This window comes from Planococcus sp. VCh962 (genome assembly GCF_057748275.1).
The window spans coordinates 1-25,048 of record NZ_JBYLHS010000015.1; the positions used below are offsets into that span (position 1 = coordinate 1).

The following is a 25,048-nucleotide window of genomic DNA, read 5'->3' on the forward strand; positions in this document are numbered from 1 at the left end:
GTTAAGCTCTTTTGCGCCGATGGTAGTTGGGGGTCTCCCCCTGTGAGAGTAGGACGTCGCTGGGCCATTAAAAAAAAAGCCGTTGCCGGTATATCCGGCAACGGCTTTTTTTGCGTTTTCAACGGTAATTACTATGAGTGGGGCTAAATCAATCTTCACTGCTATACCGGATTAATGAGAAATTCTCTATGTTATCGTGGTCATGAAGTGCTTTATTATGGTGAGCAATAATTTTTTTCAGCAAGGAGTACAGCCGAATTACTAGTGGAGTGTCATCACCGACAAGATTGACATCAAAATTGTATACAGTAGCAGTTGGGACGGCTGTATCACAACAGTATTCTTTCTTGCAGCCCATTATCACAAGATGCTCTGCTCGATTATTTTTTTAAAACTTCAGTATAGGAGTTTGATAGAAGACATTGCTCGTTTTTTTCGAATATCACAGCATTATCTAGTATGTTTATTTTGGGATGAATTTGAAAGCCAGCCCCTACTCCGTTGGCTACATCTTCGTCGCGAACAAATAAAATCGCAGCGGAAGCTTGTTTGGCTCTATTCATGACAATATTAATGAAGCAATTAATATCTCGTTTCCGAAAACAGCTTGTTCTTCTTCACTTCCATCAATAAGATTTTGTTGTGCATCGATAACTAACAAAGCTTGCTTCATATTGTAACCACTCCAGTTTTAACATTTGTGGTGCCTCCATTGTATATTCGTCCATTCTTTTCCTGATTTCTGTGTTACTTATGAAGCAATTCTTCTGGAATACGAATATTCTCTTGCACTCGGTATTGCATTCCCTGTTAAATTCTACTAGTATGAGACATGAATGTTTTCAGGGGACAAAGAAAGGGTGCAAAATGTGGATATTAATCCGTGGTTGATGGTTATAATCATTTTCTCTATTAATATTGTTTACGTGACGTTTTTTACTGTACGGATGATTATGACGCTGAAAGGTTATCGTTATATTGCTGCGGTTGTGAGTATGGTCGAAGTAGTTATTTATATAGTAGGATTAGGACTTGTTTTAGATAATTTAGATCAGATTCAGAATTTGGTAGCTTATGCAGTCGGTTACGGTTCAGGCGTTATTGTGGGATCTAAAATTGAAGAAAAAATGGCATTGGGGTATATAACGGTAAATGTCATCACTAGTGATGAAAACCAGTTGCTCCCAAAGAAATTGCGGGAAAAAGGGTATGGGGTCACCGACTGGATTGCTAACGGCATGGAAGGCGGACGTCATTCGATGCAGATCCTGACTCCACGTAAAATGGAGCTGCAGTTGTATACGACGATTAAAGAGTTGGATCCGAAAGCTTTTATTATCGCTTATGAACCCAAGACGATTCATGGCGGTTTCTGGGTTAAGCAAGTAAGGAAAGGGAAATTATTTAAATGAGCAAAAAGACAGTATGGTTTGAGGTAGGCGAAAATGAAACAATAGATGCATGCCTGGAGCGAATGAAACAAGCCGGATATGCAGCGGTCGGCCGAAAAGAGGAGCCGCTGTTTGAAGAAGTAGAGGGCAAACCAGTTCCAATAAGGCAAATTGTCAAATTTAAGGGAAGTAGAACTAATGAATAACGAATAAATCGCTTTCAAAACCGAACGATTAGATAAGTTGATAAGTAATCGTTCGACTTTGTTATTGACTCAATTATAATATCTTGTTATGATGATTGAGGATACCCCATATATGCAGAAGAATTGGCTTCTGCGTTTCTACCAAGACACCGGAATGTCTGGACTATGCGGGAAAGCAACTTATGGATACGTGGCGAAAAATGTGCTTATTTAAGGCATCATTTAATTTCGTCTTATTAAGAAGTCCTTAAGTAAACTGCTTTTCACGTAATGTGAGCAGTTTACTTGAGGGCTTTTATTTGTTTTAAAGGAGAGATTTCGAAATGAATCCACGAATCGGCGTCATAATGGGAAGTTCAAGTGATTGGGAAACAATGAAGCATGCATGTGATGTGCTCGAGGAATTGAATATCGCTTATGAGAAAAAAGTAATTTCAGCTCATCGTACACCCGACTTGATGTTTACCTATGCAGAAGAAGCAAGAAAACGTGGTTTGCATGTGATCATCGCAGGTGCGGGTGGAGCTGCTCATTTGCCAGGAATGGTCGCAGCAAAAACGACGCTTCCGGTCATCGGAGTTCCTGTCCAATCAAAAGCGTTAAACGGACTGGATTCATTGTTGTCAATTGTTCAAATGCCTGGGGGAGTTCCGGTAGCAACTGTCGCTATTGGAAAAGCAGGCGCCATCAATGCAGGTCTTCTTGCTGCTCAAATTCTGGGCACTACAGACGGACAGGTTGCTCAGGCCTTGCAGGATAGAAGAAGTCGCATACAGGATGAAGTCTTAAAAAACACAGGTGATTTACAATGACAAAAATTATTTTACCGGGGCAAACAATTGGGATTATTGGTGGAGGGCAGCTTGGTCGCATGATGGCATTAGCTGCTAAGGAAGCAGGCTTTAAAATAGCCGTGTTAGATCCAGCAATGGATTCACCGACAGGCCAAGTTGCCGATGTTCAAATCATCGCTCCTTATAACGATTTGCATGCCTTAGAAGAATTGGCGGAAGCCAGTGATGTTATTACTTATGAATTTGAAAACATAGACGTTGCCGGCTTAGAAAAGCTGACAGAAATAGCATATGTACCCCAAGGATCTGAGTTGATCCGGATTACACAAAACCGGATTTTTGAAAAGCAAGCAATCTCGGAAGCAGGCGTACCGATTGCAGAATATATTACGGCTTCATCATTCCGTGAATTAGAAGAGAAAAGCAGTCAATTGCCTTTTCCTTTTGTCGTAAAGACTGCCAGAGGGGGATATGATGGCAAAGGCCAGCAAACGGTCACTTCTAAAGAAGAACTGCCATTAGCAGAACCGCTTTTCCAAAATGGGGAATGTGTAGCAGAGGCATTCGTTGAATTTACAAAAGAAATTTCGGTGATTATTCAACGCAATGTCCACGGTGAGATGACGGTATTGCCAATTGGGGAGAATATACATAAAGATCATATTCTTCACCAGACGATTGTTCCTGCCCCTGTCTTGGACTCAACTATTGAAAAAGCGAAAGAAGCTGCTGCAAAGATTGCCAGTCACTTGGATATGATTGGCACGCTGGCCGTAGAAATGTTCGTGCTTGAGAACGGAGAAATCCTGGTCAATGAACTGGCGCCTCGGCCGCACAATTCAGGTCATTATTCAATAGAAGGAACAAATATCTCCCAATTTCATCAGCATGTGCGGGCCATTTGCGGATGGCCGCTCAGAGAACCGAAACTATGGGCAGATACAGTGATGGTGAATATTCTTGGAGAGCATGTAGCTCCACTAACGGCAAAGATTTCCAGATATCCGAACTGGTCCGTTCATTTATACGGCAAAGATGAAGCCAAACATAAACGGAAAATGGGCCATGTTACAATATTAACGGAAGACCTGCAAAGGACTTTAAAAGAAATAGACGAATCCGGCATTTGGCCGGAATAATTGGAGGAACTAAATTATGATAGCACGTTATACACGACCTGAAATGGGCGCAATTTGGACAGACGAAAACCGGTACAATGCTTGGCTGGAAGTTGAGATTCTAGCTTGTGAAGCTTGGTCGGAGATCGGCGATATCCCTAAAGAGGATGTTGTGAAAATTCGTCAGAACGCTTCATTTTCGGTAGACCGCATTTTGGAAATAGAAGAAGAAACCCGCCACGATGTGGTGGCCTTCACACGGGCAGTATCCGAAACATTGGGCGAAGAGCGCAAATGGGTACATTATGGGCTGACTTCTACAGATGTGGTAGACACGGCGTTATCGTACTTAATCAAACAAGCGAATGTAATCATCCGCAAAGATTTGAATAACTTTATCGAAATCCTGGCAAATAAAGCGAAAGAACATAAAATGACAGTCATGATGGGACGCACACATGGCGTCCATGCGGAACCGACAACATTCGGTTTGAAACTGGCTTTGTGGCACGAAGAGATGAAACGCAATTTAGAGCGCTTTGAAGCAGCTGCTAAAACAATTGAAACCGGCAAAATGTCCGGTGCGGTTGGAACTTACGCAAATATTGATCCGTTTGTTGAAGAATATGTCTGTAAACAGCTTGGGCTTGCGGCTTCGCCTATTTCAACTCAAACTTTGCAGCGTGACCGCCATGCACAGTACATGAGCTCACTGGCATTGATTGCAACATCAATTGAGAAGTTTGCAACGGAAATCCGCGGCCTGCAAAAATCGGAAACACGCGAAGTGGAAGAGTTCTTTGCAAAAGGACAAAAAGGATCATCTGCTATGCCGCATAAACGCAATCCGATCGGTTCTGAAAACATGACCGGACTTGCACGCTTAATCCGTGGTTATATGTTGACTGCTTACGAAAATGTTCCGCTTTGGCATGAACGCGACATTTCGCATTCATCTGCAGAACGGGTGATTTTACCAGATGCGACAATTGCTTTGAACTACATGCTGAACCGCTTCTCAAATATCGTGAAAAACTTGACGGTATTCCCGGAGAACATGAAACGCAATATGGATTCGACGCTTGGCTTGATTTATTCGCAGCGCGTACTTCTGGCATTGATCGATAAAGGCATGGCTCGTGAGGCAGCTTACGATACAGTTCAGCCATGTGCGATGGAAGCATGGGAAAACCAGACGCATTTCCGCCAAATCGTGGAAGCGAACGAAACAATCACTTCACAATTGTCTAAAGAGGAATTGGATGATTGCTTTGACTATAACCATCACTTGCAGCAAGTGGACATGATTTTCAATCGTCTTGGATTAAACTAAACGGAGGCATCGAACATGGAAAAAGGTCAGCTATTGTACGAAGGCAAAGCGAAACGTTTATATGCAACAGATGAACAAGATATCTTATGGGTGGAATACAAAGACTCGGCAACAGCTTTTAACGGCGAAAAGAAAGCGGAAATCGTCGGCAAAGGCATGCTGAACAATAAAATTACATCATTGATTTTTGAAAAATTGCAGAAAGCAGGCATTGCTTCCCATTTCGTTAAACAATTGTCTGACCATGAGCAGCTTGTGCAGCAAGTTGCCATTATTCCAGTCGAAGTCGTGACCCGGAATATCGTAGCCGGCAGTATGGCAAAACGCCTCGGTTTGGAAGAAGGAACCATACTGAAACGCCCAATCGTTGAATTCTATTATAAAGACGATGAACTCGGTGATCCGATTATCACAGAAGATCATATTGAAATGCTGGAACTGGCATCGACTCAAGAAATTCAGGAACTGCGCGATAAAGCGCTGAAAGTCAATGAAGTTCTGATTGGCTTCTTCAAAGAAGTCGGCGTGGATTTGGTGGATTTCAAAATTGAATTTGGCCGTAACAATGAAGGCCGCATTTTATTGGCAGATGAAATTTCACCGGATACTTGCCGCCTGTGGGATAGCGAAACAAAACAGAAACTTGATAAAGATGTATTTCGTCGGGATCTTGGCAATCTAACTGAAGCTTATGAACTCATTTTAGCTAAACTGGGAGGACAACATTCATGAAAAAAGTAAAAATCTACGTCACTTTGCGCGAAAGCGTATTAGATCCACAAGGGTCTGCGGTAATGGGCTCTCTTCATAAAATGGGCTACGGCGAAGTTGATGATGTTCGGATCGGCAAATACTTGGAATTGATGATTTCAGATGATGAACGTGATATTGATGCTTTAGTCCATGAAATGTGTCAGAAGTTATTGACGAATACGGTAATTGAAGATTACCGTTTCGAAATTGAGGAGGCTGTCTCGCAATGAAGTTCGCAGTAATCGTATTTCCTGGATCAAATTGTGACTTGGATATGTATCACGCAGTCAAGGATGAACTTGGTGAAGAAGCAGAATACGTTTGGCATGATTCAACAGATTTGAGCGGTTATGACGGTATTTTATTGCCGGGAGGATTTTCATACGGAGATTACTTACGCTGTGGTGCAATTGCCCAGTCTTCAACAGTAATGGATGAAGTGAAAAAAGCTGTGGAAGCCGGCAAGCCAGTTCTTGGCATCTGCAACGGTTTTCAGATTTTGACTGAAGCGGGACTTCTTCCAGGCGTTTTGCTCCGCAATAAAAACTTGAAATTCATGTGCAAAACAGTCGGCTTGAAAGTGGAAAATGCCAATACGCTATTTACCAGTGAATATGCAGACGGCCAGGAAATCCAAATTCCAATCGCACATGGTGAAGGAAATTATTATTGCGACGATGCGACTTACGAGCAGTTGAAAAAGAACAACCAAATCGTCTTTTCATATGCGGATGATTTTAACGGCAGCCGCAATAACATAGCAGGAATCATCAACGAGCGCGGAAATGTGCTTGGCATGATGCCGCATCCGGAACGTGCTGTAACCGATTTGATCGGTGGCAGCGACGGACTAGCATTATTCAAATCAATCGTGAAACAGTGGAGGGAAGCAAATGTCAGTCATGCTTGAGCCAAATACTGAGCAAATCAAAGAGCAGAAAATCTATCAGCAAATGGGATTATCCGATGCAGAATTTGCTATGGTGGAGAAAATTTTAGGCAGAACGCCGAATTACACAGAAACTGGCTTGTTCTCAGTCATGTGGTCCGAGCATTGTTCATATAAAAACTCTAAACCTGTATTAGCGAAATTCCCGACAAAAGCACCGCGCGTCCTACAAGGGCCGGGTGAAGGTGCTGGAATTGTCGATATTGGCGATGGCCAGGCCGTAGTCTTTAAAATGGAATCCCATAACCACCCTTCAGCGATTGAGCCCTACCAAGGAGCAGCGACTGGTGTCGGCGGCATTATCCGTGACGTTTTCTCGATGGGGGCGCGCCCGATTGCCATGCTGAATTCTCTTCGTTTCGGTGAATTGACAACACCTCGGGTAAAATATCTATTTGAAGAAGTGGTTGCTGGAATCGCAGGATACGGCAACTGCATCGGCATCCCGACAGTCGGCGGGGAAGTACAGTTTGATGATTCATACGATGGCAATCCATTGGTCAATGCTATGTGCGTTGGATTGATTGATCATGAAGACATCCAAAAAGGGGTAGCTTCGGGCGTTGGCAACCCAGTAATGTATGTCGGCGCTAAAACAGGGCGAGACGGCATCCATGGAGCGACATTCGCTTCAGAGGAGTTGACGGAATCATCCGGCGATAACCGTCCGGCTGTACAAGTCGGAGATCCATTCATGGAGAAATTATTGCTGGAAGCTTGTCTGGAACTTGTAAAATCAGATGCGCTTGTCGGCATTCAGGATATGGGTGCGGCAGGGCTAACTTCATCATCCGCAGAAATGGCTTCAAAAGCTGGATCTGGAATTGAAATGGACTTGGATCATGTCCCTCAGCGTGAAACTGGAATGACGGCTTATGAAATGATGCTGTCGGAATCTCAGGAACGCATGCTGATAGTTGTGAAAAAAGGCCGTGAACCTGAAATCGTTGAGCTTTTTGAGAAGTATGGCCTTGATGCTGTAACCGTGGGAACGGTAACGGACGATTCCACTTTACGTTTGGTCCACAAAGGTGAAGTTGTGGCGGAAGTTCCGGTTGATGCTCTTGCAGAAGATGCACCGGTTTACCACAAGCCATCCAGTGTACCTGCATACTTCAAAGAATATCAGCAAATGGAAAATGTAGAGCCGAAAGTGGAAAACTACAGTGAAACGCTGACGGCTTTATTGAAACAGCCGACAATTGCTTCTAAGGAATGGGTCTATGACCAATATGACCACCAAGTGCGTACAAGCACTGTTGTGAGTCCAGGATCCGATGCAGCAGTAATCCGCGTCCGCGGCACAAATAAAGGATTAGCGATGACGACGGATTGCAACTCCCGCTACATCTACTTGGACCCGGAAATGGGCGGTAAAATTGCAGTAGCGGAAGCAGCACGCAATGTCGTGGTATCCGGTGCAAAACCGCTGGCGATTACAGATTGCCTGAATTTCGGAAACCCGGAAAAGCCGGAAATCTTCTGGCAGCTAGAAAAAGCGGCAGACGGCATGTCTGAAGCTTGTACAATTCTGGATGCACCTGTTATTGGCGGCAACGTCTCTTTATATAACGAGACCAACGGAACAGCAATTTATCCAACACCGACAATCGGTTTAGTCGGTCTTGTAGAAGACCTTTCTCATGTGACGACCCAGGACGCTAAAAATGCTGGAGACTTTGTTTACTTGATCGGTGAAAGCTTTACCGAATTCGGCGGCAGTGAACTTCAAAAAATGGTCGAAGGACGTATTTTCGGAAAAGCACCTTCCATTGATTTGTCTATCGAAGCGCAGCGTCAAAAGCAAATCCTATCTGCTATTCAGCAAGGCCTTGTCGCTTCAGCTCATGATGTAGCAGAAGGCGGCGTTGCAGTAGCTCTTGCAGAAAAAGCATTTGGCAAAGGGGTAGGGCTTGATGTTACACTTTCCGGCTCAGCTACTACCGCTCTTTTCAGTGAATCCCAATCACGTTTTATTTTGACTGTGTCTCCAGACAAAGCTGAACAATTTGAACAGATCGTAACAGATGCCAAGAAAATTGGAACTGTCACTGACACTCAAGAATTAGTGATTAAAAGTGAAGACGGTACGGCTTGGATTAATGATTCGGTCGAAACGCTTCGCGCAGCCTGGAAAGGAGCAATCCCATGCTTGCTGAAATCAGAAGCTTAAATGAAGAATGCGGCGTCTTTGGAATTTGGGGACATGCCAATGCTGCACAACTTACGTATTACGGACTGCATGCCTTGCAGCATAGAGGACAAGAAGGCGCAGGAATTGTTTCAACGGACAAAGCTTCTTTACAAGCATTAAAAGGCGAAGGCATGGTCAGTGAAGTATTTTCTCCGGAAAAAATCGAGAAAATAGCTGGAACTGGCGCTATTGGACATGTCCGCTATGCAACAGCAGGCGGCAGTGGCCATGAGAACGTTCAGCCACTGCTCTTCAACTCGACAACTGGCAGCTTGGCTATTTCCCATAATGGGAATTTAGTCAATGCCAATCATTTGAAAAGCCATCTGGAGCGTCAAGGAAGCATTTTTCAAACGACTTCTGACACAGAGGTGCTGGCTCATCTGATTAAACGGAGCGGCTATGCAACATTTGAAGAACAGGCGAAAAATGCATTATCTCTTTTGAAAGGCGCTTTTGCCTGTGTGATTCTAAAGGAAGAAGCAATGTATATCGCACTTGACCCGAACGGCTTGCGTCCATTATCTCTTGGGAAACTAGGCGATGCTTGGGTAGTGGCTTCTGAAACATGCGCATTTGATATCATCGGGGCGGAATTTGTCCGTTCTGTTGAACCAGGTGAGTTCTTAGTGATAACAGACGACGGCTTGCGGGCTGAACGTTTTGCTTACCCGGCAGAACGGTCGATCTGCACGATGGAATACGTCTACTTTTCACGTCCGGATTCAGACATCGACGGCATCAACGTGCATGCTGCCCGGAAACGCCTAGGCAAACAGCTGGCGAGGGAAATCCAGATTGATGCGGACGTCGTGACCGGTGTACCGGACTCGAGCATTTCAGCAGCAATCGGCTTTTCTGAAGAAAGTGGAATTCCCTATGAACTCGGCTTGATCAAAAACCGCTATGTTGGCCGTACGTTTATCCAGCCTTCACAGGATCTTCGTGAGCAAGGCGTGAAGATGAAGCTTTCTCCAGTGCGCCAAGTCGTAAAAGGAAAACGCGTTATCATGGTAGATGATTCGATTGTCCGCGGAACGACTTCACGCCGCATCGTCAACTTATTGAAAGAAGCGGGCGCTACAGAAGTCCATGTGGTGATCAGTTCACCGCCGATTAAAAGCCCTTGCTTCTATGGCATCGATATTTCAACATCAGGCGAATTAATTGCTGCGAATAATACGATAGAAGAAATGCGTGAAATTATCGGAGCGGACTCTTTGACGTTTCTGTCAGTCGACGGCATGGTGCAGAATATCGGACGTACAGACCCGGGTTCTAAATGCGGCCATTGCTTAGGATGTTTTACCGGTGAATATCCAACCAATATTTATCCGGATACGGTATTGCCGCATGAAAAAGAGAAAGTGAAATAAGGAGGAACCGGTGTGTCAAAAGCATATGAAAAGGCAGGCGTAAATATTGAAGCAGGCTACGAAGCGGTAAACCGCATGAAGTCCCATGTGGAACGGACTGCACGCAAAGGAATGCTGGGTGCGTTCGGCGGCTTCGGCGGCATGTTCGATTTATCCGAGCTGAATTTGAAAGAACCGGTTCTTGTTTCTGGAACTGATGGCGTAGGCACGAAGCTGAAATTGGCATTTATGGCAGACCGCCACGATACAATTGGCATTGACTGTGTTGCTATGTGCGTCAATGATATTGTCGCACAAGGCGCCGAACCGCTATTTTTCCTTGACTATATTGCAGTCGGCAAAGCGGTACCGGAAAAAATTGAACAGATTGTTAAAGGTGTGGCGGACGGCTGCGTTCAAGCCGGCGCGGCTTTAATCGGCGGGGAAACCGCAGAAATGCCTGGACTTTACGAAGAAGAAGAATATGACATTGCAGGCTTTGCAGTCGGTGCAGCAGAAAAATCGAAGATTGTCACAGGTGATAAAATTCAGGCAGGCGATATCTTGATCGGCCTTGCTTCAAGCGGAATCCATTCCAATGGCTATTCTCTTGTTCGCAACATCGTTTTTGATCAGCACCATTACCAGCTGGATCAACTTGTGGAAGGCTTTGAGGACCTCGGGCCGATTGGCAATGAATTGCTGACGCCGACGAAAATCTATGCGAAGACAGTGGCGGCAATTGCTAAAGACACCGAAATCCATGGAATGGCCCATGTGACCGGCGGTGGTTTTATCGAGAACTTGCCCCGCATGATGCCGGAAGGTTTAGGAGCCGAAGTTGAACTTGGCAGCTGGCCTGTATTGCGCATTTTTGAAATGCTTCAGGAAAAAGGTTCGTTAACAGACCGCGACATCTTTTCTGTTTTCAACGCGGGAATCGGCTTTGTGCTTGCCATAGCACCAAAGGATGTTGAACAGGTTTTAGCATCTGCGGAAGCAAGCGGTGAACAGGCTTATGTGATTGGCCAGGTTTCAGATAAATCCGGTGTGCAATTCAAAGGTGAACAGGATGGAACGCTCGATGAACAATAAACCAAAAATTGCCGTTTTCGCTTCAGGAAACGGCTCTAATTTTCAAGCGATTGCCGATGCAATTCAAACAGGTGAGTTGGAAGCGGAATTGATGCTTGTAGTGACGGATCGCCCGAAAGCGTTTGTGGTGGAACGTGCGAAAAAAGCGGGAATTGCTTCTTTTGCTTTTATTCCAGCTGAATATGATTCAAAACATTTGTATGAAAAGATGCTGCAAGAGAAGTTAGAAAGCCTTGGAGTGGAATGGATCATCTTGGCGGGCTATATGCGGCTGATTGGACCGGTGCTTCTTGAAGCATATGAAAATCGGATCATCAATATCCATCCCTCTGTTTTGCCTGCTTTTCCAGGGAAAGATGCGATTGGCCAAACAATGGCTGCTGGTGTTGAGACAGCAGGTGTCACTGTGCATTTTGTTGATGCCGGTATGGATACCGGGGAAATCATCGCCCAACAAGCCTTTCCCATTGCTGGCCGCGACCAAGATGCTGTTGAAAAAGAAATCCATGCCATTGAACACAAATTATATCCGTCAACTTTACAGCAATTATTTAACCGGTAATGTTACCGGTTTTACTTTTTAGGAGGACTTAAAGTGAAAAAAAGAGCATTACTTAGCGTATCGGATAAATCAGGAATTTTAGAATTCGCACAGGAATTGGACAAAATGGGCTATGAAATCTTATCGACAGGCGGCACTAAACGCTTTTTAGAAGACAACGGAGTCAACATAACTGCAGTTGATGAAGTAACGAAATTCCCTGAAATTCTAGGCGGGCGTGTGAAAACTCTTCATCCTTTAATCCACGGCGGGCTTCTTGCCAAACATGATGACAGCCAGCATCAAACTGAAATGGCGGAAAACGGCATTGCTCCAATTGACATTGTCTGTGTAAATTTATACCCATTCCGCGAAACGATTATTAAACCTGATGTCACGGTAGATGATGCTATTGAAAACATCGATATCGGTGGTCCGACAATGCTTCGCTCTGCTGCAAAAAACCATGCGTATGTAACAGTGATTGTCGACTCAGAAGATTACGCGGCAGTAATCAGTGAGTTACGTGATCAAAGCTCCACTACTTCAGAAACAAGACGCCGTTTGGCAGCAAAAGTCTTCCGCCATACTGCAGCATACGATTCTTATATCTCGAATTACCTGACAGAATTGACAGGAGAAGAATACCCGGATCAGCTTACCCTTACATATGAACTGGAGCAGCCGCTCCGCTATGGTGAGAACCCGCATCAGAAGGCGGCATTTTACCGCAGCCCTCTTGGATCCGATTTTTCGATTGCCAATGCAAAACAATTGCACGGAAAAGAATTGTCTTATAACAACATCCAGGACGCGAATGCAGCCCTTCAAATCATCAAAGAATTCAAAATGCCTGCTGCTGTGGCGGTAAAGCATATGAATCCTTGTGGCGTTGGAACAGGAGAAACAATATCGACTGCATTTGCTAAAGCCTACGAAGCGGACCCTACTTCAATTTTTGGCGGCATTATCGCTTTGAACCGGGAAGTTGATGCGGAAACTGCCACTCAATTAGCCGGCATCTTCCTTGAAATCATCATTGCGCCAGCATTCTCGGAAGAAGCGCTGGAAATATTGACGCAGAAGAAAAATATCCGCTTATTGACGATTCCTTTCGATGGCATAAAACAAGATAAATGGAATACCGTCACGGTAGAAGGTGGATTGCTTGTGCAGCAGCCTGATACTTTCGGTTATAACGATGCTGAAATTCAAGTGCCTACCAACCGCAAACCGACTGAAGCCGAACTTGAAGCCTTAAAACTTGGGTGGAGTGTTGTAAAACACGTTAAATCCAATGCTATCGTTGTTTCGAACTCGGCTATGACTTTAGGGATTGGCGCAGGCCAGATGAACCGTGTAGGTTCTGCAAAAATAGCATTAGAACAAGCCGGCGAACGTGCTAAAGGGGCAATCATGGCTTCTGATGCATTTTTCCCAATGTCTGACACAGTAGAAGCCGCAGCAAAAGCGGGGATCAAAGCAATTATCCAGCCGGGCGGCTCGAAAAAAGACCAGGATTCAATCGATATGGCCAATGCATATGGGATAGCTATGGTCTTCACGGGCGTTCGCCATTTCAAACACTAAGTGAGGTGCACTTTGATGAAAATAATGGTCATTGGAAGAGGCGGAAGAGAACATGCAATCGCACGCCAATTTTCACGTTCGGCTTCGGTTGAACAAGTTTATGCAGCTCCAGGAAATGAAGGAATGGCGAATGATGCCAAAATTATCGCAATTGATGAAATGGATTTTCAGGCCCTTGCAGATTTTGCGGAGCAACAAGAAATCGATTTTACATTTGTAGGCCCTGAACAGCCACTCGCTGCCGGCATCGTAGATTTTTTTGCAGAACGGAAACTGCGGATTTTCGGCCCTTCGAAAGCGGCAGCCCAAATTGAAGGCAGCAAAGCTTTTGCCAAGGAATTGATGGAAAAGTATAGCATTCCGACAGCGGCTTACGAGACGTTTACAGAAACAAAACCAGCGACTGATTTTATTCGCAAACATGGGGCTCCTATTGTCATCAAAGCGGACGGTTTAGCTGCAGGCAAAGGAGTGGTCGTGGCCACTACTGAAGAAGAAGCGGTGGCAGCCGTCCATGACATGCTGGAAGATCAAAAGTTCGGAGAGTCCGGTTCACGGGTGGTGATTGAAGAGTTTTTGGATGGCGAAGAATTTTCATATATGTCATTTGTCCAAGACGGACAGATTTATCCGATGGTTATTTCCCAAGACCATAAACGGGCGTATGATGGTGATCGGGGACCTAATACCGGGGGGATGGGGGCGTATTCGCCAGTCCCGCAAATCCCGGTTTCTGTTGCAGAAGAGACTTTTGCTAAAATTGTCGGCCCAGCAGTGGAGGGGATGGCAGCAGATGGAACGCCATTCAACGGCATTTTGTACGCAGGCGTCATTTTGACAGACGCTGGCCCGAAAGTAATTGAATTTAACGCGCGTTTTGGCGACCCTGAGACACAAGTAGTCTTGCCGCGCATGAAATCAGATTTTGGTGCTTTTATGGACAGCTTATTAAAAAATGAACCGTTTGACCTCAAATGGGATGAACAAGCCGTGCTAGGCGTTGTTGTGGCAGCAGAAGGATATCCGGAAGCTGTCGTAAAAGGGCAGGCCTTGCCGGACCTTGGCTCGCTTGAAAACGTTGAAGTCACTCATGCAGGAACGAAGCAGACGGATAAAGGATATGCTGGAAACGGCGGACGTGTTCTTTTAGTATCAGCAACTGGTGAGAATCTTGAAGACGCGCAACGGCAAGTGTATGAACAACTGGGCAAACTGAAATGGAACGGTTTCTTCTTCCGTTCTGACATCGGATGGCGTGCAAAGTAAATTTCTCTGTGTTATAATAAAAAAATAGGAAATGGCGTTGATTTCGAAAGAAACACGCCATTTTTTGTTTTTCCCACCTGATAAAGGGGTATATGTTTCAAGTTGAAGATTTCAAATACCCGTTAATTACACCTCTATGTACACTCCAGAACGGTATAACAGCAAACTTCAGTAGCCATACAAAAAAGCTTTGCAAATACGAAAGGGGCAAATTTAATGAATTGGTACGAAAAATTAAATCAATATTTTCCAGTAGAAGAAATGAAATCAAAAGAGCATATGGATACGTTGCTGAAAGAAAAAGGCAATGTTTATCATAAAGACGAAGGACCATATCATGTATTGATGTACGCAGAGTTCGACAATTTTTCTTTTGTCGATTATTTATTTGTTTCAAAAGAATCACGGGGCATGGGCCTTGGCAAAAAATCACTGCAAATGCTAAAAGATAAAAACAAGCCAATCATCCTTGAAGTGGAACCGGTGAATTATGAAGATACAGACACTGAAAAACGCCTCCGCTTTTATGCACGTGAAGGGTTCGAACATGCATCATCCATCGGCTATTGCCGCCGGTCACTCGCAACTGGCGAAGAAAACTCGATGGAGATCCTGTATTGGGCTCCGAATGGCGAAACTGAAGAAGAAATCTTTGAAGCGATGAAGAAAATGTATAAAGACATCCATACGTATAAAGACGTCCATTTTTATGGGGAATCCTATGATTCGGTTTCAAAGGTGTTGACTTTTGAAGAAGACAGCAAAAAGGATGTATTGGAACCTTTCACGAATACAATTTCAAATTAAAACAAAGTCCACGCTGAAAGCGTGGACTTTTTTATACTTTAGAGAAACCCTCGATAGGCTTTTCACATTTCGCTCCAGGTGGGACGCTTTCCGCGGACATGGCTTCAGCCGCTTCCTTCGCTTTGCTCAGTCCAGGGTCTTCAGCTCATGTCGCTTCGCTGCTTCCGCAGGAGTCGCCCACCTTCCGCTGCATTCTGCTCTCTTTTGTCACCTTTAGAGACGCTCTAAAAGTGGGACTGTTTGAGTAAGTTCTCTTCTGTTGCTTCCCGCTCTCCAGATATGGAGCCAAACGGCGAAGGAAAACATACTGCTCCTGCAGTGCTGCGCACTTCGTCGCAAAGACTTGCCCTCGCAGGCGTCGGCCAATGTCTTGCCTGCGGGGCAGCGTAAGCGACGAGACAGCCGAGACCCTACAACGCCCTTTCATGTCTCGAAGCTAGCGCAGCGATGCAGAGACAGAGACAGGAGCGCAGCGACGAAGCGGCTTGGCGCTCGCCCGCGGCAAGCGCAGCTGTTTGGCGAAATATCGGTTAAGGGATTACCACTAATATTAATTTTATCTTGCTCAACAAGCTGAAAGCGTGGACTTTTTGTGTCTTAACTTAATCTGAATGTTCTTATATTTGGAAGTACTCTCTGTATTTTCATACAATGTTATGCTACGATATTAAGTAGAGAAATAGGAGAGAGAAGGTGCCGGCACATGGTAAACCCAATTTGGAGAAACACGGAAATTAGAGAACAAATGAAGATTATTACTAAAGAAGCATCGCCGGATCTTGTTCTGACGAATGCCACATATTTACATGGTATCTTTAAAAAATGGGTAACAGGTAATATTTGGATCAAGGGAGATCGCATTGTATACGCTGGACAAGAAATGCCGAAAATTGGTGCTGCCACTGAAGTAGCAAATATGGAAGGTAAACTCATCGTTCCAGGATACATAGAACCCCATGTCCATCCTTATCAGCTTTACAACCCGCAAACTTTTGCCGATTATGCTGCTCAAGGCGGAACCACGACGTTCTTATCTGATAACTTGACCTTGTTTTTAGCATTGGAAAACGAGAAAGCGTTTTCATTGCTGGATAAACTGGCAGCATTGCCTTTTAATTTTTATTGGTGGACCCGGTTTGACTCGCAAACAGAACTTAGTGACGAAGACGGCTTATTCACCTCCAAAGCGGTTGGCGAATGGCTGGATCGTCCAGATGTTCTGCTCGGCGGTGAACTGACAGGCTGGCCGAAACTGATGGCCGGCGATGACCAAATGCTGTACTGGATTCAGAAAGCGAAATTGGGCCTCAAAAAAATCGAAGGCCATTTTCCTGGCGCATCTGAAAAAACTTTGGCGCGCATGAGATTGCTAGGAGCTGATGGCGATCACGAAGCTATGACAGTGGAGGAAGTGGAAATGCGCTTGCTTCATGGCTATGGCGTAACGCTTCGGCATTCATCAATCCGCCCGGATTTACCGGATTTGCTGAAAGGGATTGTCGAACGTGAGCTAAACGTTTTTGATAAATTGATGATGACCACTGACGGTTCAACTCCTGGATTCCATACGGATGGTGTGATGGACCTGTGCATCAAGATTGCACTGGAGGCCGGTGTGCCGCCAATCGATGCTTATATGATGGCTTCTTACAACGTCGCCCGCTACTACAACGTCACGAATCTTCATGGATTGATCGCAACGGGCCGGATCGCTAACTTGAATATATTGGACACTATTGAAAATCCAGTCCCATCCGGAGTAATATCCAAGGGTGTGTGGCTGAAAAAAGACGGGGAAAAAGTGTATACGCTTCCCGATATCGACTGGTCATTAATGCCTGAACTCAATATGGAGTTTGAATTGACCGAAGACGATTTCCAATTCTCGATGCCTTTTGGAATTGAAATGATCAATGACGTTATTACCAAACCGTATTCTGTCAGTGTTGATACACATGACGGCAATCTATCGAAAAATCACGAGGAAAGTTTCCTGATGCTGATTGATAGGCACGGCAAATGGCGGGTAAATACATTGATCAAAGGTTTTGCAGCGGGGGTCGATGGATTTGCTTCTTCTTACACGAATACAGGCGATATCATTTTAATCGGCAAGAACCGCAAAGATATGTGGGCAGCTTTTGAAGAGCTGAAACGCATCAAAGGCGGCATCGTCCTGATGGAAAATGGCGAAAATGTTTGTATTTTACCGCTGCCAATCGGCGGAGGCATGTCTGATTTGCCGATGGAGCAGCTGATTCTTCAGGAAACGGCATTGAAAAAAGCATTGGCCGAACGAGGGTATAAACATGGTGATGCGGTTTATACGCTGCTGTTCCTGCAGGCCACTCATCTTCCGTATGTGCGCGTTACCCAAAAAGGAATTTACGACGTAATGAATAAAAAAATCCTGTTCCCTGCATTTATGCGCTGAGTTGATTCATTTCTGCCTGCAGCTAGCCATATTATTTTTGTCTCTTTGCTGAAAGTGCTAAACTAATGGAACAGGCTTCTAGATTAAATGTCTTATAAGGCATGGAGAAGCAAGCTTCTCCATGCCTTTTACATAGAAAGACACAGCTAGTAAAGAGTAATAAACTGAAAGGACGGTGAAGCTGTATGCAGGTGGATAAAATTCGAGGGCCACAAACAGACCAATTAATTGAAGCGATATTGGCATTGAAAGATAAAGAAGAAGCTTATCGTTTTTTCGATGATCTTTGCACCATCAGTGAAATCCAGTCGCTGTCGCAGCGTTTAGAAGTAGCCCATATGTTGAGAATGAAAAAAACATACGAAAAAATTAAAAATGAAACCGGTGCGAGTACGGCTACCATTTCACGAGTCCGACGCTGCTTGAATTACGGCAACGATGGCTATGATGAAATGCTGGGCAGGCTGTATCCCGATGAAAAACCGTTTCAACTGCCAAAAGATTAAATGAAGAAGTTGATCCAAAGCAATTTGGGCCAACTCCTTTGCGAGCAAGCCGGCGCATCGTTGCAAGACTAATGCAGAGGTATTACTGCACGTTATCTATAAAAAGAGGGGCTAACCAATAAGTCGTATAGCTGACTTATTGGTTAGCCCTGTTTTTTTGTTATAATGAATTGATGAAAAAAGAACCAAGGTTAGGTGGATGATTGTGGACTTTCAAACATGGCGTCATGCGTTTAAATTAGATCCGGCAAAAACCATTTCAGATGAACAGTTGGAACGAATTTGCGAATCTGGGACCGATGCCATCTTGATTGGCGGAAGCGATAATGTCACACTCGACAATGTCCTTGATTTAATGGCGCGGGTGCGCCGTTACACCGTACCGGTGGTGCTGGAAGTATCCACGGTAGAATCAGTAACGCCCGGGTTTGATTATTATTTCATTCCAACCGTGCTGAACAGCGACAATCCGTTATGGATTAAAGGCCTTCATCATGAAGCAATCCGGGAATACGGAGACATTATGGACTGGGAAGAATTGATTCCGGAAGGTTATTGTATTTTAAATCCCGATTGCAAAGCGGCAGAATTGACCGGAGCCAAGACAGCTTTATCATTGGAAGATGTGATTGCCTATGCAAGAATGGCGGAACACTTTTTCCGTTTGCCGATTTTTTATATGGAATATAGCGGAACATATGGAAATGCTGAATGGCTCAAGGCGATAAAAGAAGTTTTGGACAAAACCCGGTTATTTTACGGCGGTGGAATCGATTCAGCAGAAAAAGCAAAAGAAATGGCCGGAATTGCCGATACGGTAGTGATTGGCAATATTATATATGAAGATATGGAAAAAGCGATTTCGACCGTCCAGGCGGTTGCGGAAATGACTAACGAATCGCTATAATGAAAAGAACAGATGTTCGAGGTGGTGCACAATGGAAATGATAACGAAGAATTTACTAAAAGGGATGAATCCCGAGCAAGAACAGGCAGTGAAAACGACTGACGGCCCTTTGCTGATCATGGCAGGTGCAGGATCAGGCAAAACACGTGTGCTGACACATCGAATCGCTTATTTAGTGCTGGAAAAAGAAGTTTACCCTTCTAACATTTTGGCTATTACGTTTACGAATAAAGCAGCGCGTGAAATGCGCAACCGGATTGATGGATTACTTGGGCATGGAACAGGGGAACGCATGTGGGTATCGACGTTCCACTCGATGTGCGTGCGTATTTTGCGCCGTGACATTGACCGTCTGGGCTTTTCAAAGAACTTTTCGATTCTGGATACAACCGACCAGCTGACTGTTATTAAAAATGTCTTGAAGCAGCTTGATTTGGATCCGAAAAAGTATGAACCCCGGACGATGCTGAACGCCATTTCTTCATCGAAGAACGAGTGCATCAGTGCAACCGAGTTCGCTGCGAATATGAACCCGCATAATCCGTATGAAAAAACAGTGGCAGATGTTTATGCCGCATACGAGAAACGCCTGAAAAAAAATCAATCGCTCGATTTTGATGATTTGATCATGACAACATTGATTTTATTCAATACAGTGCCTGAAGTGCTGGAGTTTTATCAGAACAAATTCCATTATATCCATGTGGATGAATATCAGGATACGAATAATGCGCAGTACCAGCTTGTGCAAAAGCTTGCGAGCAAATTTAAAAACATATGTGTCGTCGGAGATTCCGATCAGTCGATTTACCGCTGGCGCGGCGCGGATATTACGAATATCCTGTCTTTTGAAAAAGATTACCCGAATGCCAAAGTCATTATGCTGGAACAAAATTACCGTTCGACAAAGCGGATTCTGCAGGCGGCAAATGACGTTATCAAGAAAAACACAAGCCGTTACCCGAAAGAACTGCGCACCGACAATGCAGATGGCCCTGCAATCACTTTGCATAAAGCTGGAGATGAACGCCAAGAAGCCCAGTATGTCGTACAGACGATCCAGAGACTGATGCAGGAAGAAGGCTATAAAACCTCTGATTTCGCCATTTTGTACCGGACAAATGCCCAGTCGCGGGTATTAGAGGAAATGTTCGTCAAATCCAATATGCCGTATACGATTGTGGGCGGGACTAAGTTCTATGACCGTAAAGAGATCAAGGACCTGCTCGCTTATTTGCGGTTGATTGCCAACAATGATGATGATTTGTCGCTGGCCCGCATTATCAATGAACCAAAACGCGGCATTGGCGCCACTTCGTTTGAGCGTATGGCCCGTTTTGCAATTGAGCAAGACCGCACCATTATGGATGCTTTGCAGGAAGTCGACTTTATGGGATTGACGCCGAAAACGGCACAGACGGCTCTCGAGTTCCGCACGATGATTGACGGTTTTACGCAGATGCAGGAATATCTATCGGTGACAGAGCTGGTTGAGGAAGTCCTCAAGAAATCCGGCTACAAGCATATGCTGCAAATTGACAAAACAATTGAAGGCGAAAGCCGCTTGGAGAACTTGAATGAATTCTTGTCGGTTACACAAGCATTTGAAAAGCAAAGTGATGATAAATCTCTGGTGGCTTTCTTGACGGATTTAGCTTTGATTTCGGATATCGATGCAGTTGATGATGAAGAAGATGCGGATGGCCCGATTATTTTGATGACGATGCATGCTGCAAAAGGGCTTGAATTCCCTGTGGTCTTTATCATTGGCCTCGAGGAGAATGTTTTCCCGCATTCCCGTTCCAACAACGACGATGATGAATTGGAAGAAGAACGCCGTTTGGCTTATGTCGGCATCACTCGGGCAGAACAGCGCCTGTATTTGACGCATGCATCTTCGCGTACATTGTTCGGCAAGAGCAATTACAATATGCCTTCCCGTTTCATCAATGAAATTTCAGAAGAACTGATTGAACAGACAACACCGATTCACCGGGCAGGTGCTGCAACCAGCTATAGACAGGCACCGAAACGGGCAGCCGTCAGCCGTCCTTCCTACGAGCAATCCGGCGGCGACAAACTTGGATGGAAGCCGGGAGACCGGGCGAAACATAAAAAATGGGGGACTGGAACCGTGGTCAGTGTCAAAGGTGAAGGCGAACAAACTGAACTGGACATTGCTTTCCCGAGCCCAGTAGGCATTAAACGGCTATTGGCGAAATTTGCGCCGATCGAAAAAGAATAATCGGGAGGAAACCAAATGGACCGCATACAAGCAGAGCAACGCGTTAACGAATTAAATGAACTACTTCGGGGATATGGGCATGCTTATTATGTGCTGGACAAGCCAGCAGTTCCTGACTCCGTCTACGATCAATTGCTAAACGAATTAATCGAACTCGAGACCTTGTATCCCGATTTGATTTTTCCCGATTCTCCTACACAACGGGTTGGGGGCACACCCATTACGAATTTTGATAAAGTGGCACATGCACTGCCGATGCTCAGTTTGTCGAACGTTTTCAATGAAGAGGATATTAGGGAATTTGACAAGCGGGTGCGAAATGGTGCCGGTGACAATATTGAGTACGTCTGTGAACTGAAGATTGACGGGCTCGCTGTATCTCTCATATATGAAAATGGCCAATTTGTTCGGGGGGCGACTCGCGGCGATGGCCGGGTTGGTGAAGATATTACCGTCAATTTGCGAACGGTCCGAACGATTCCATTGAAACTCCGAAAGCCAGTTTCATTGGAAGTTCGTGGAGAAGTCTTCATGCCGAAAAAATCTTTTCATAATTTGAATGCAGAAAGAGGCGAGCGCGGCGAAGAATTATTCGCCAATCCGAGAAATGCTGCAGCTGGCTCATTGCGCCAGCTGGACCCGAAAATTGCAGCAAGCCGTAATTTGGATGTCTTTATTTACGGCATCGGCGGTGATGCTGAATCTCATGGTTTAAGTGAGCATGAAGAAACGCTTCAATTTATAGAAGCACTTGGTTTTAAAACAAATAATGAACGCCAAGTCTGCAAAAGCGTAGAAGAAGTGCTGGAATATATTGAAAAATGGACCGAGCAGCGTTCAAATCTCTCCTATGAAATTGACGGCATTGTCATCAAAGTGAACAGCTACCTTCAGCAGCAAGAACTGGGCTTTACAGCAAAAAGCCCGAAATGGGCAACGGCCTATAAGTTTCCGGCAGAAGAAGTGATGACAACGGTACGGGATATTGAACTTAGTGTCGGCCGTACGGGTGTAGTGACGCCGACAGCAATCCTTGATCCGGTATCAGTAGCCGGGACGACTGTCCAGCGTGCTTCTTTGCATAATGAAGACCTGATTCGTGAAAAAGATATACGCATCGGAGATAAAGTCATTATCCGAAAAGCCGGAGACATCATTCCGGAAGTAGTCTCTGCACTTATTGAGCAGCGGACAGGGGCTGAACTTCCTTTTGAAATGCCTGAAAACTGCCCGGCATGCGGCAGTGAACTGATCCGGATTGAAGGAGAAGTGGCATTGCGTTGCGTTAATCCGCAATGTCCTGCCCAGATTACGGAAGGGCTAATCCACTTTGTATCGCGCAATGCCATGAATATTGAAGGGCTTGGCGAAAAAGTGATCGAACAGCTGTACCGTGAAGGGTTGATTGCCGACATCTCGGACCTTTATAAGCTGACAAAAGAGCAATTGCTGAATCTTGAACGGATGGGTGAAAAATCCGCTTCCAACTTGATTGCAGCAATCGATGCTTCACGCAGCAATTCAATGGAGCGGCTGCTGTTCGGGCTTGGAATCCGTCATGTCGGAGAAAGAGGGGCACGCATTTTATCGGAGCATTTTGGTTCGATGGAAATGCTCATGGCTGCCACCTTTGAAGAATTAGTCGGAATCCATGAAATCGGCAGTAAAATGGCTGATTCGGTCGTTTCCTATTTTGAGACAGAAGAAGTTCAACAATTAATGGAACGTTTAGCAAAAGCAAACGTCAATTTAACATACACCGGTTCCCGCATCCGTGTTGAAGACGGAGCAAATGCCTTTGCCGGCAAAAAAATCGTTCTGACTGGAAAGCTTGAAAAACTGACACGTGGAGAAGCCCAGGCGCAAATTGAAGCGCTTGGCGGCAAAGTATCCGGCAGTGTCAGCAAAAAGACTGACTTGGTCATTGCGGGCGAAGAAGCGGGCTCGAAACTAGTGAAAGCGATGGAACTTAAGGTGGACGTTTGGGACGAAGAACGTCTCATTGAAGAATTGAGCAAATGAGGAGATTTATAGATGAAACGCATATGGTGGATCCCGATTGGCATGTTGTTGCTGGCGGGTTGTGTGCCTTCTGTATCGGATGAAACAGAAGTGCTCAATACGGAAGAAGAAGCAGTAGAGACGGCAATCATCCCGAGTATTCAACTTGATGACCGGTATTACCGGACCTTGCTGCCTTATAAAGAAAGTGCTACGAGAGGTAAAATTGTCAACCGGTTGAATTCACGCTATGACATCAAAGAAGCTGAAACCGGGCTTTTGAGATTGTCCCAGCATCAATTTTCTCCAGACGATTACTATTTCCAGGAAGGCCAGAAAATTACGGCTGAAGATGCCACTGCTTGGCTGAGCCGGAAAAGCGAAGACAATCCTTTAGGGCTGAATCCTGCCGATCCGCGTTCTGAAGCACAGGAAAAGGCGGGAGACCGCCCGCCTGCAGAAATTTTGGCTCATATAGTTGAACAGAATTACTTGGTGAAAACCAATGAAGAGACAATTCGGCTAGGCGGCGTTTCCATCGGCTTGGCTTTGAATTCCACCTATTATAATTCGGTCAACGATATCCCATATGAAGAAGCGATTCCTCAAGCGCAAATTGAAAAAGAAGGCATCCGCTTAGCAAATGAAATCGTTAAGCGCCTGCGTGAAAAAGAAGGAATGGCAAAAATTCCGATTACAGTAGGACTCTACAAGCAAAATAGTCGTGGAGCTATTACGCCTGGCACGTATTTCTCATATGGTGTTGCTCCTGGCGGGCAAACCGCTGTTGCCAATTGGACGGCAGTTAACGAAGAATATGTAATTTTTCCAACTTCAGGATCTGAAGAGAAATACCGCGAAGTTGATACTACTTTCCGAAACTTTAAAATGGATGTAGAAGAATATTTTTCGAACTTCACCAGTGTCATTGGAACAGGCTTTTACCAAGAAAATCAATTGCGGAAAATGCAAATTGATATTCCTATACAATTTTACGGAGCAGCTGAATTGATTGGGTTCAGCCAATACTTGACAGGACTTGTCCTCGAACATTTCCCTGAAAACATTGAAGTGGAAGTTAATGTCACTTCTACAAATGGTCCTGAAGCTCTTATTTTGCGAAAAGCTGATCAAACGGAACCAAATGTTCATATTTATGATTAATTTGTTCAGGAATGGGGATAGCCAGGCGGCTGTCCCTATTCATTTTTCTAGAAAAATGGTATGATATAGCGTATGTTTACTGAATCCGGAGGTGTAGAAATATGGCGAAAATAACAAAAGACGAAGTAATTGAAGTTGCACATTTAGCGCGTTTGGCTATTACTGACGAGGAAGCGGTACATTTTGCGGATCAATTGGAAGCAATTACGAATGCGATGGAATTGCTGAACGAATTAGATACGGAAAATGTCGAGCCGACAACGCATGTGCTGGAAATGGTTAACGTCCTGCGTGAAGATAAAGCAGAACCTGGATTAAACCGGGAATTGGTTTTGAAAAACGTTAAAGAACATGAAGAAGGACAGATTAAAGTTCCAACTATCTTAGATTAATCATAAG

At 44.8% G+C, this 25,048-nt stretch carries 22 protein-coding genes, 1 pseudogene and 1 riboswitch; of the genes and pseudogenes, 22 read left to right on the forward strand and 1 reads right to left on the reverse strand.

The features are described from left to right. Positions 1-148: 148 nt before the first annotated feature. Positions 149-673, reverse strand: a pseudogene (locus AC3AQ9_RS19940) (isochorismatase family protein). 163 nt (positions 674-836) lie between these two features. Between AC3AQ9_RS19940 and AC3AQ9_RS19945 the strand changes: the two are divergent. The 22 genes from AC3AQ9_RS19945 to gatC all read left to right on the forward strand — a co-directional run bounded on the left by AC3AQ9_RS19945 (position 837) and on the right by gatC (position 25,041). Next, positions 837-1,412: a DUF2179 domain-containing protein gene (locus tag AC3AQ9_RS19945; RefSeq protein ID WP_488309222.1), complete on the forward strand. Its 576-nt coding sequence runs from the start codon at positions 837-839 to the stop codon at positions 1,410-1,412. Next, positions 1,409-1,597 carry an NETI motif-containing protein gene (locus AC3AQ9_RS19950; protein ID WP_488309223.1) on the forward strand — a complete coding sequence of 63 codons (189 nt, stop codon included), beginning with the start codon at positions 1,409-1,411 and terminating at the stop codon, positions 1,595-1,597. Before AC3AQ9_RS19945 ends, AC3AQ9_RS19950 begins: the two co-directional genes overlap by 4 nt. Before the next feature lie 86 nt (positions 1,598-1,683). Continuing rightward, positions 1,684-1,783: riboswitch (purine riboswitch) on the forward strand. 137 nt (positions 1,784-1,920) lie between these two features. Further along, on the forward strand, positions 1,921-2,409 hold the full coding sequence (gene purE / locus AC3AQ9_RS19955; RefSeq protein WP_488309224.1) for a 5-(carboxyamino)imidazole ribonucleotide mutase: 489 nt from the start codon (positions 1,921-1,923) through the stop codon (positions 2,407-2,409). Continuing rightward, positions 2,406-3,530, forward strand: a complete 1,125-nt coding sequence (gene purK, locus AC3AQ9_RS19960) for a 5-(carboxyamino)imidazole ribonucleotide synthase (RefSeq protein WP_488309225.1) — start codon at positions 2,406-2,408, stop codon at positions 3,528-3,530. The genes purE and purK overlap by 4 nt, the downstream gene beginning before the upstream one ends. 16 nt (positions 3,531-3,546) lie before the next feature. After that, a complete protein-coding gene (gene purB / locus AC3AQ9_RS19965; protein WP_488309226.1) occupies positions 3,547-4,842 on the forward strand; it encodes an adenylosuccinate lyase in 1,296 nt (431 codons plus the stop codon). Positions 4,843-4,857: 15 nt separating this feature from the next. Further along, the gene (gene purC / locus AC3AQ9_RS19970; RefSeq protein ID WP_488309227.1) at positions 4,858-5,574 is read left to right on the forward strand and encodes a phosphoribosylaminoimidazolesuccinocarboxamide synthase; all 717 of its coding nucleotides are present in this window, start codon (positions 4,858-4,860) and stop codon (positions 5,572-5,574) included. After that, a complete protein-coding gene (purS, locus tag AC3AQ9_RS19975) occupies positions 5,571-5,825 on the forward strand; it encodes a phosphoribosylformylglycinamidine synthase subunit PurS (RefSeq protein ID WP_488309228.1) in 255 nt (84 codons plus the stop codon). The genes purC and purS overlap by 4 nt, the downstream gene beginning before the upstream one ends. Next, entirely contained in the window at positions 5,822-6,505 is a 684-nt protein-coding gene (purQ, locus tag AC3AQ9_RS19980; protein WP_488309229.1) for a phosphoribosylformylglycinamidine synthase subunit PurQ, read from the forward strand. The genes purS and purQ overlap by 4 nt, the downstream gene beginning before the upstream one ends. Then, positions 6,489-8,717 carry a phosphoribosylformylglycinamidine synthase subunit PurL gene (purL, locus tag AC3AQ9_RS19985; protein ID WP_488309230.1) on the forward strand — a complete coding sequence of 743 codons (2,229 nt, stop codon included), beginning with the start codon at positions 6,489-6,491 and terminating at the stop codon, positions 8,715-8,717. Before purQ ends, purL begins: the two co-directional genes overlap by 17 nt. After that, positions 8,693-10,114 carry an amidophosphoribosyltransferase gene (purF, locus tag AC3AQ9_RS19990; protein WP_488309231.1) on the forward strand — a complete coding sequence of 474 codons (1,422 nt, stop codon included), beginning with the start codon at positions 8,693-8,695 and terminating at the stop codon, positions 10,112-10,114. Before purL ends, purF begins: the two co-directional genes overlap by 25 nt. Before the next feature lie 12 nt (positions 10,115-10,126). Beyond that, positions 10,127-11,188 carry a phosphoribosylformylglycinamidine cyclo-ligase gene (gene purM, locus AC3AQ9_RS19995; protein ID WP_488309232.1) on the forward strand — a complete coding sequence of 354 codons (1,062 nt, stop codon included), beginning with the start codon at positions 10,127-10,129 and terminating at the stop codon, positions 11,186-11,188. After that, positions 11,178-11,750: a phosphoribosylglycinamide formyltransferase gene (gene purN, locus AC3AQ9_RS20000; RefSeq protein WP_488309233.1), complete on the forward strand. Its 573-nt coding sequence runs from the start codon at positions 11,178-11,180 to the stop codon at positions 11,748-11,750. Before purM ends, purN begins: the two co-directional genes overlap by 11 nt. 33 nt (positions 11,751-11,783) lie before the next feature. Then, positions 11,784-13,319: a bifunctional phosphoribosylaminoimidazolecarboxamide formyltransferase/IMP cyclohydrolase gene (gene purH, locus AC3AQ9_RS20005; RefSeq protein WP_488309234.1), complete on the forward strand. Its 1,536-nt coding sequence runs from the start codon at positions 11,784-11,786 to the stop codon at positions 13,317-13,319. A gap of 15 nt (positions 13,320-13,334) precedes the next feature. Then, a complete protein-coding gene (gene purD / locus AC3AQ9_RS20010; protein WP_488309235.1) occupies positions 13,335-14,585 on the forward strand; it encodes a phosphoribosylamine--glycine ligase in 1,251 nt (416 codons plus the stop codon). Between the two features lie 216 nt (positions 14,586-14,801). Further along, the gene (locus tag AC3AQ9_RS20015; protein WP_488309236.1) at positions 14,802-15,392 is read left to right on the forward strand and encodes an N-acetyltransferase; all 591 of its coding nucleotides are present in this window, start codon (positions 14,802-14,804) and stop codon (positions 15,390-15,392) included. A gap of 703 nt (positions 15,393-16,095) precedes the next feature. Further along, positions 16,096-17,826 carry an adenine deaminase C-terminal domain-containing protein gene (locus AC3AQ9_RS20020; protein WP_488309237.1) on the forward strand — a complete coding sequence of 577 codons (1,731 nt, stop codon included), beginning with the start codon at positions 16,096-16,098 and terminating at the stop codon, positions 17,824-17,826. A 185-nt stretch (positions 17,827-18,011) separates the two neighbouring features. Beyond that, on the forward strand, positions 18,012-18,332 hold the full coding sequence (locus AC3AQ9_RS20025) for a YerC/YecD family TrpR-related protein (protein WP_036805966.1): 321 nt from the start codon (positions 18,012-18,014) through the stop codon (positions 18,330-18,332). Between the two features lie 205 nt (positions 18,333-18,537). Next, complete coding sequence (gene pcrB, locus AC3AQ9_RS20030) at positions 18,538-19,239, forward strand: heptaprenylglyceryl phosphate synthase (RefSeq protein WP_488309238.1); 702 nt, start codon at positions 18,538-18,540, stop codon at positions 19,237-19,239. A 31-nt stretch (positions 19,240-19,270) separates the two neighbouring features. Next, positions 19,271-21,484 carry a DNA helicase PcrA gene (pcrA, locus tag AC3AQ9_RS20035; protein ID WP_488309239.1) on the forward strand — a complete coding sequence of 738 codons (2,214 nt, stop codon included), beginning with the start codon at positions 19,271-19,273 and terminating at the stop codon, positions 21,482-21,484. A gap of 15 nt (positions 21,485-21,499) precedes the next feature. Then, on the forward strand, positions 21,500-23,506 hold the full coding sequence (gene ligA, locus AC3AQ9_RS20040) for an NAD-dependent DNA ligase LigA (protein WP_488309240.1): 2,007 nt from the start codon (positions 21,500-21,502) through the stop codon (positions 23,504-23,506). Positions 23,507-23,518: 12 nt separating this feature from the next. After that, positions 23,519-24,649, forward strand: coding sequence for a CamS family sex pheromone protein (locus tag AC3AQ9_RS20045; RefSeq protein WP_488309241.1), 1,131 nt, complete (start codon positions 23,519-23,521; stop codon positions 24,647-24,649). A gap of 101 nt (positions 24,650-24,750) precedes the next feature. Further along, entirely contained in the window at positions 24,751-25,041 is a 291-nt protein-coding gene (gene gatC / locus AC3AQ9_RS20050; RefSeq protein WP_488309242.1) for an Asp-tRNA(Asn)/Glu-tRNA(Gln) amidotransferase subunit GatC, read from the forward strand. The last annotated feature ends 7 nt before the right edge of the window (positions 25,042-25,048 follow it).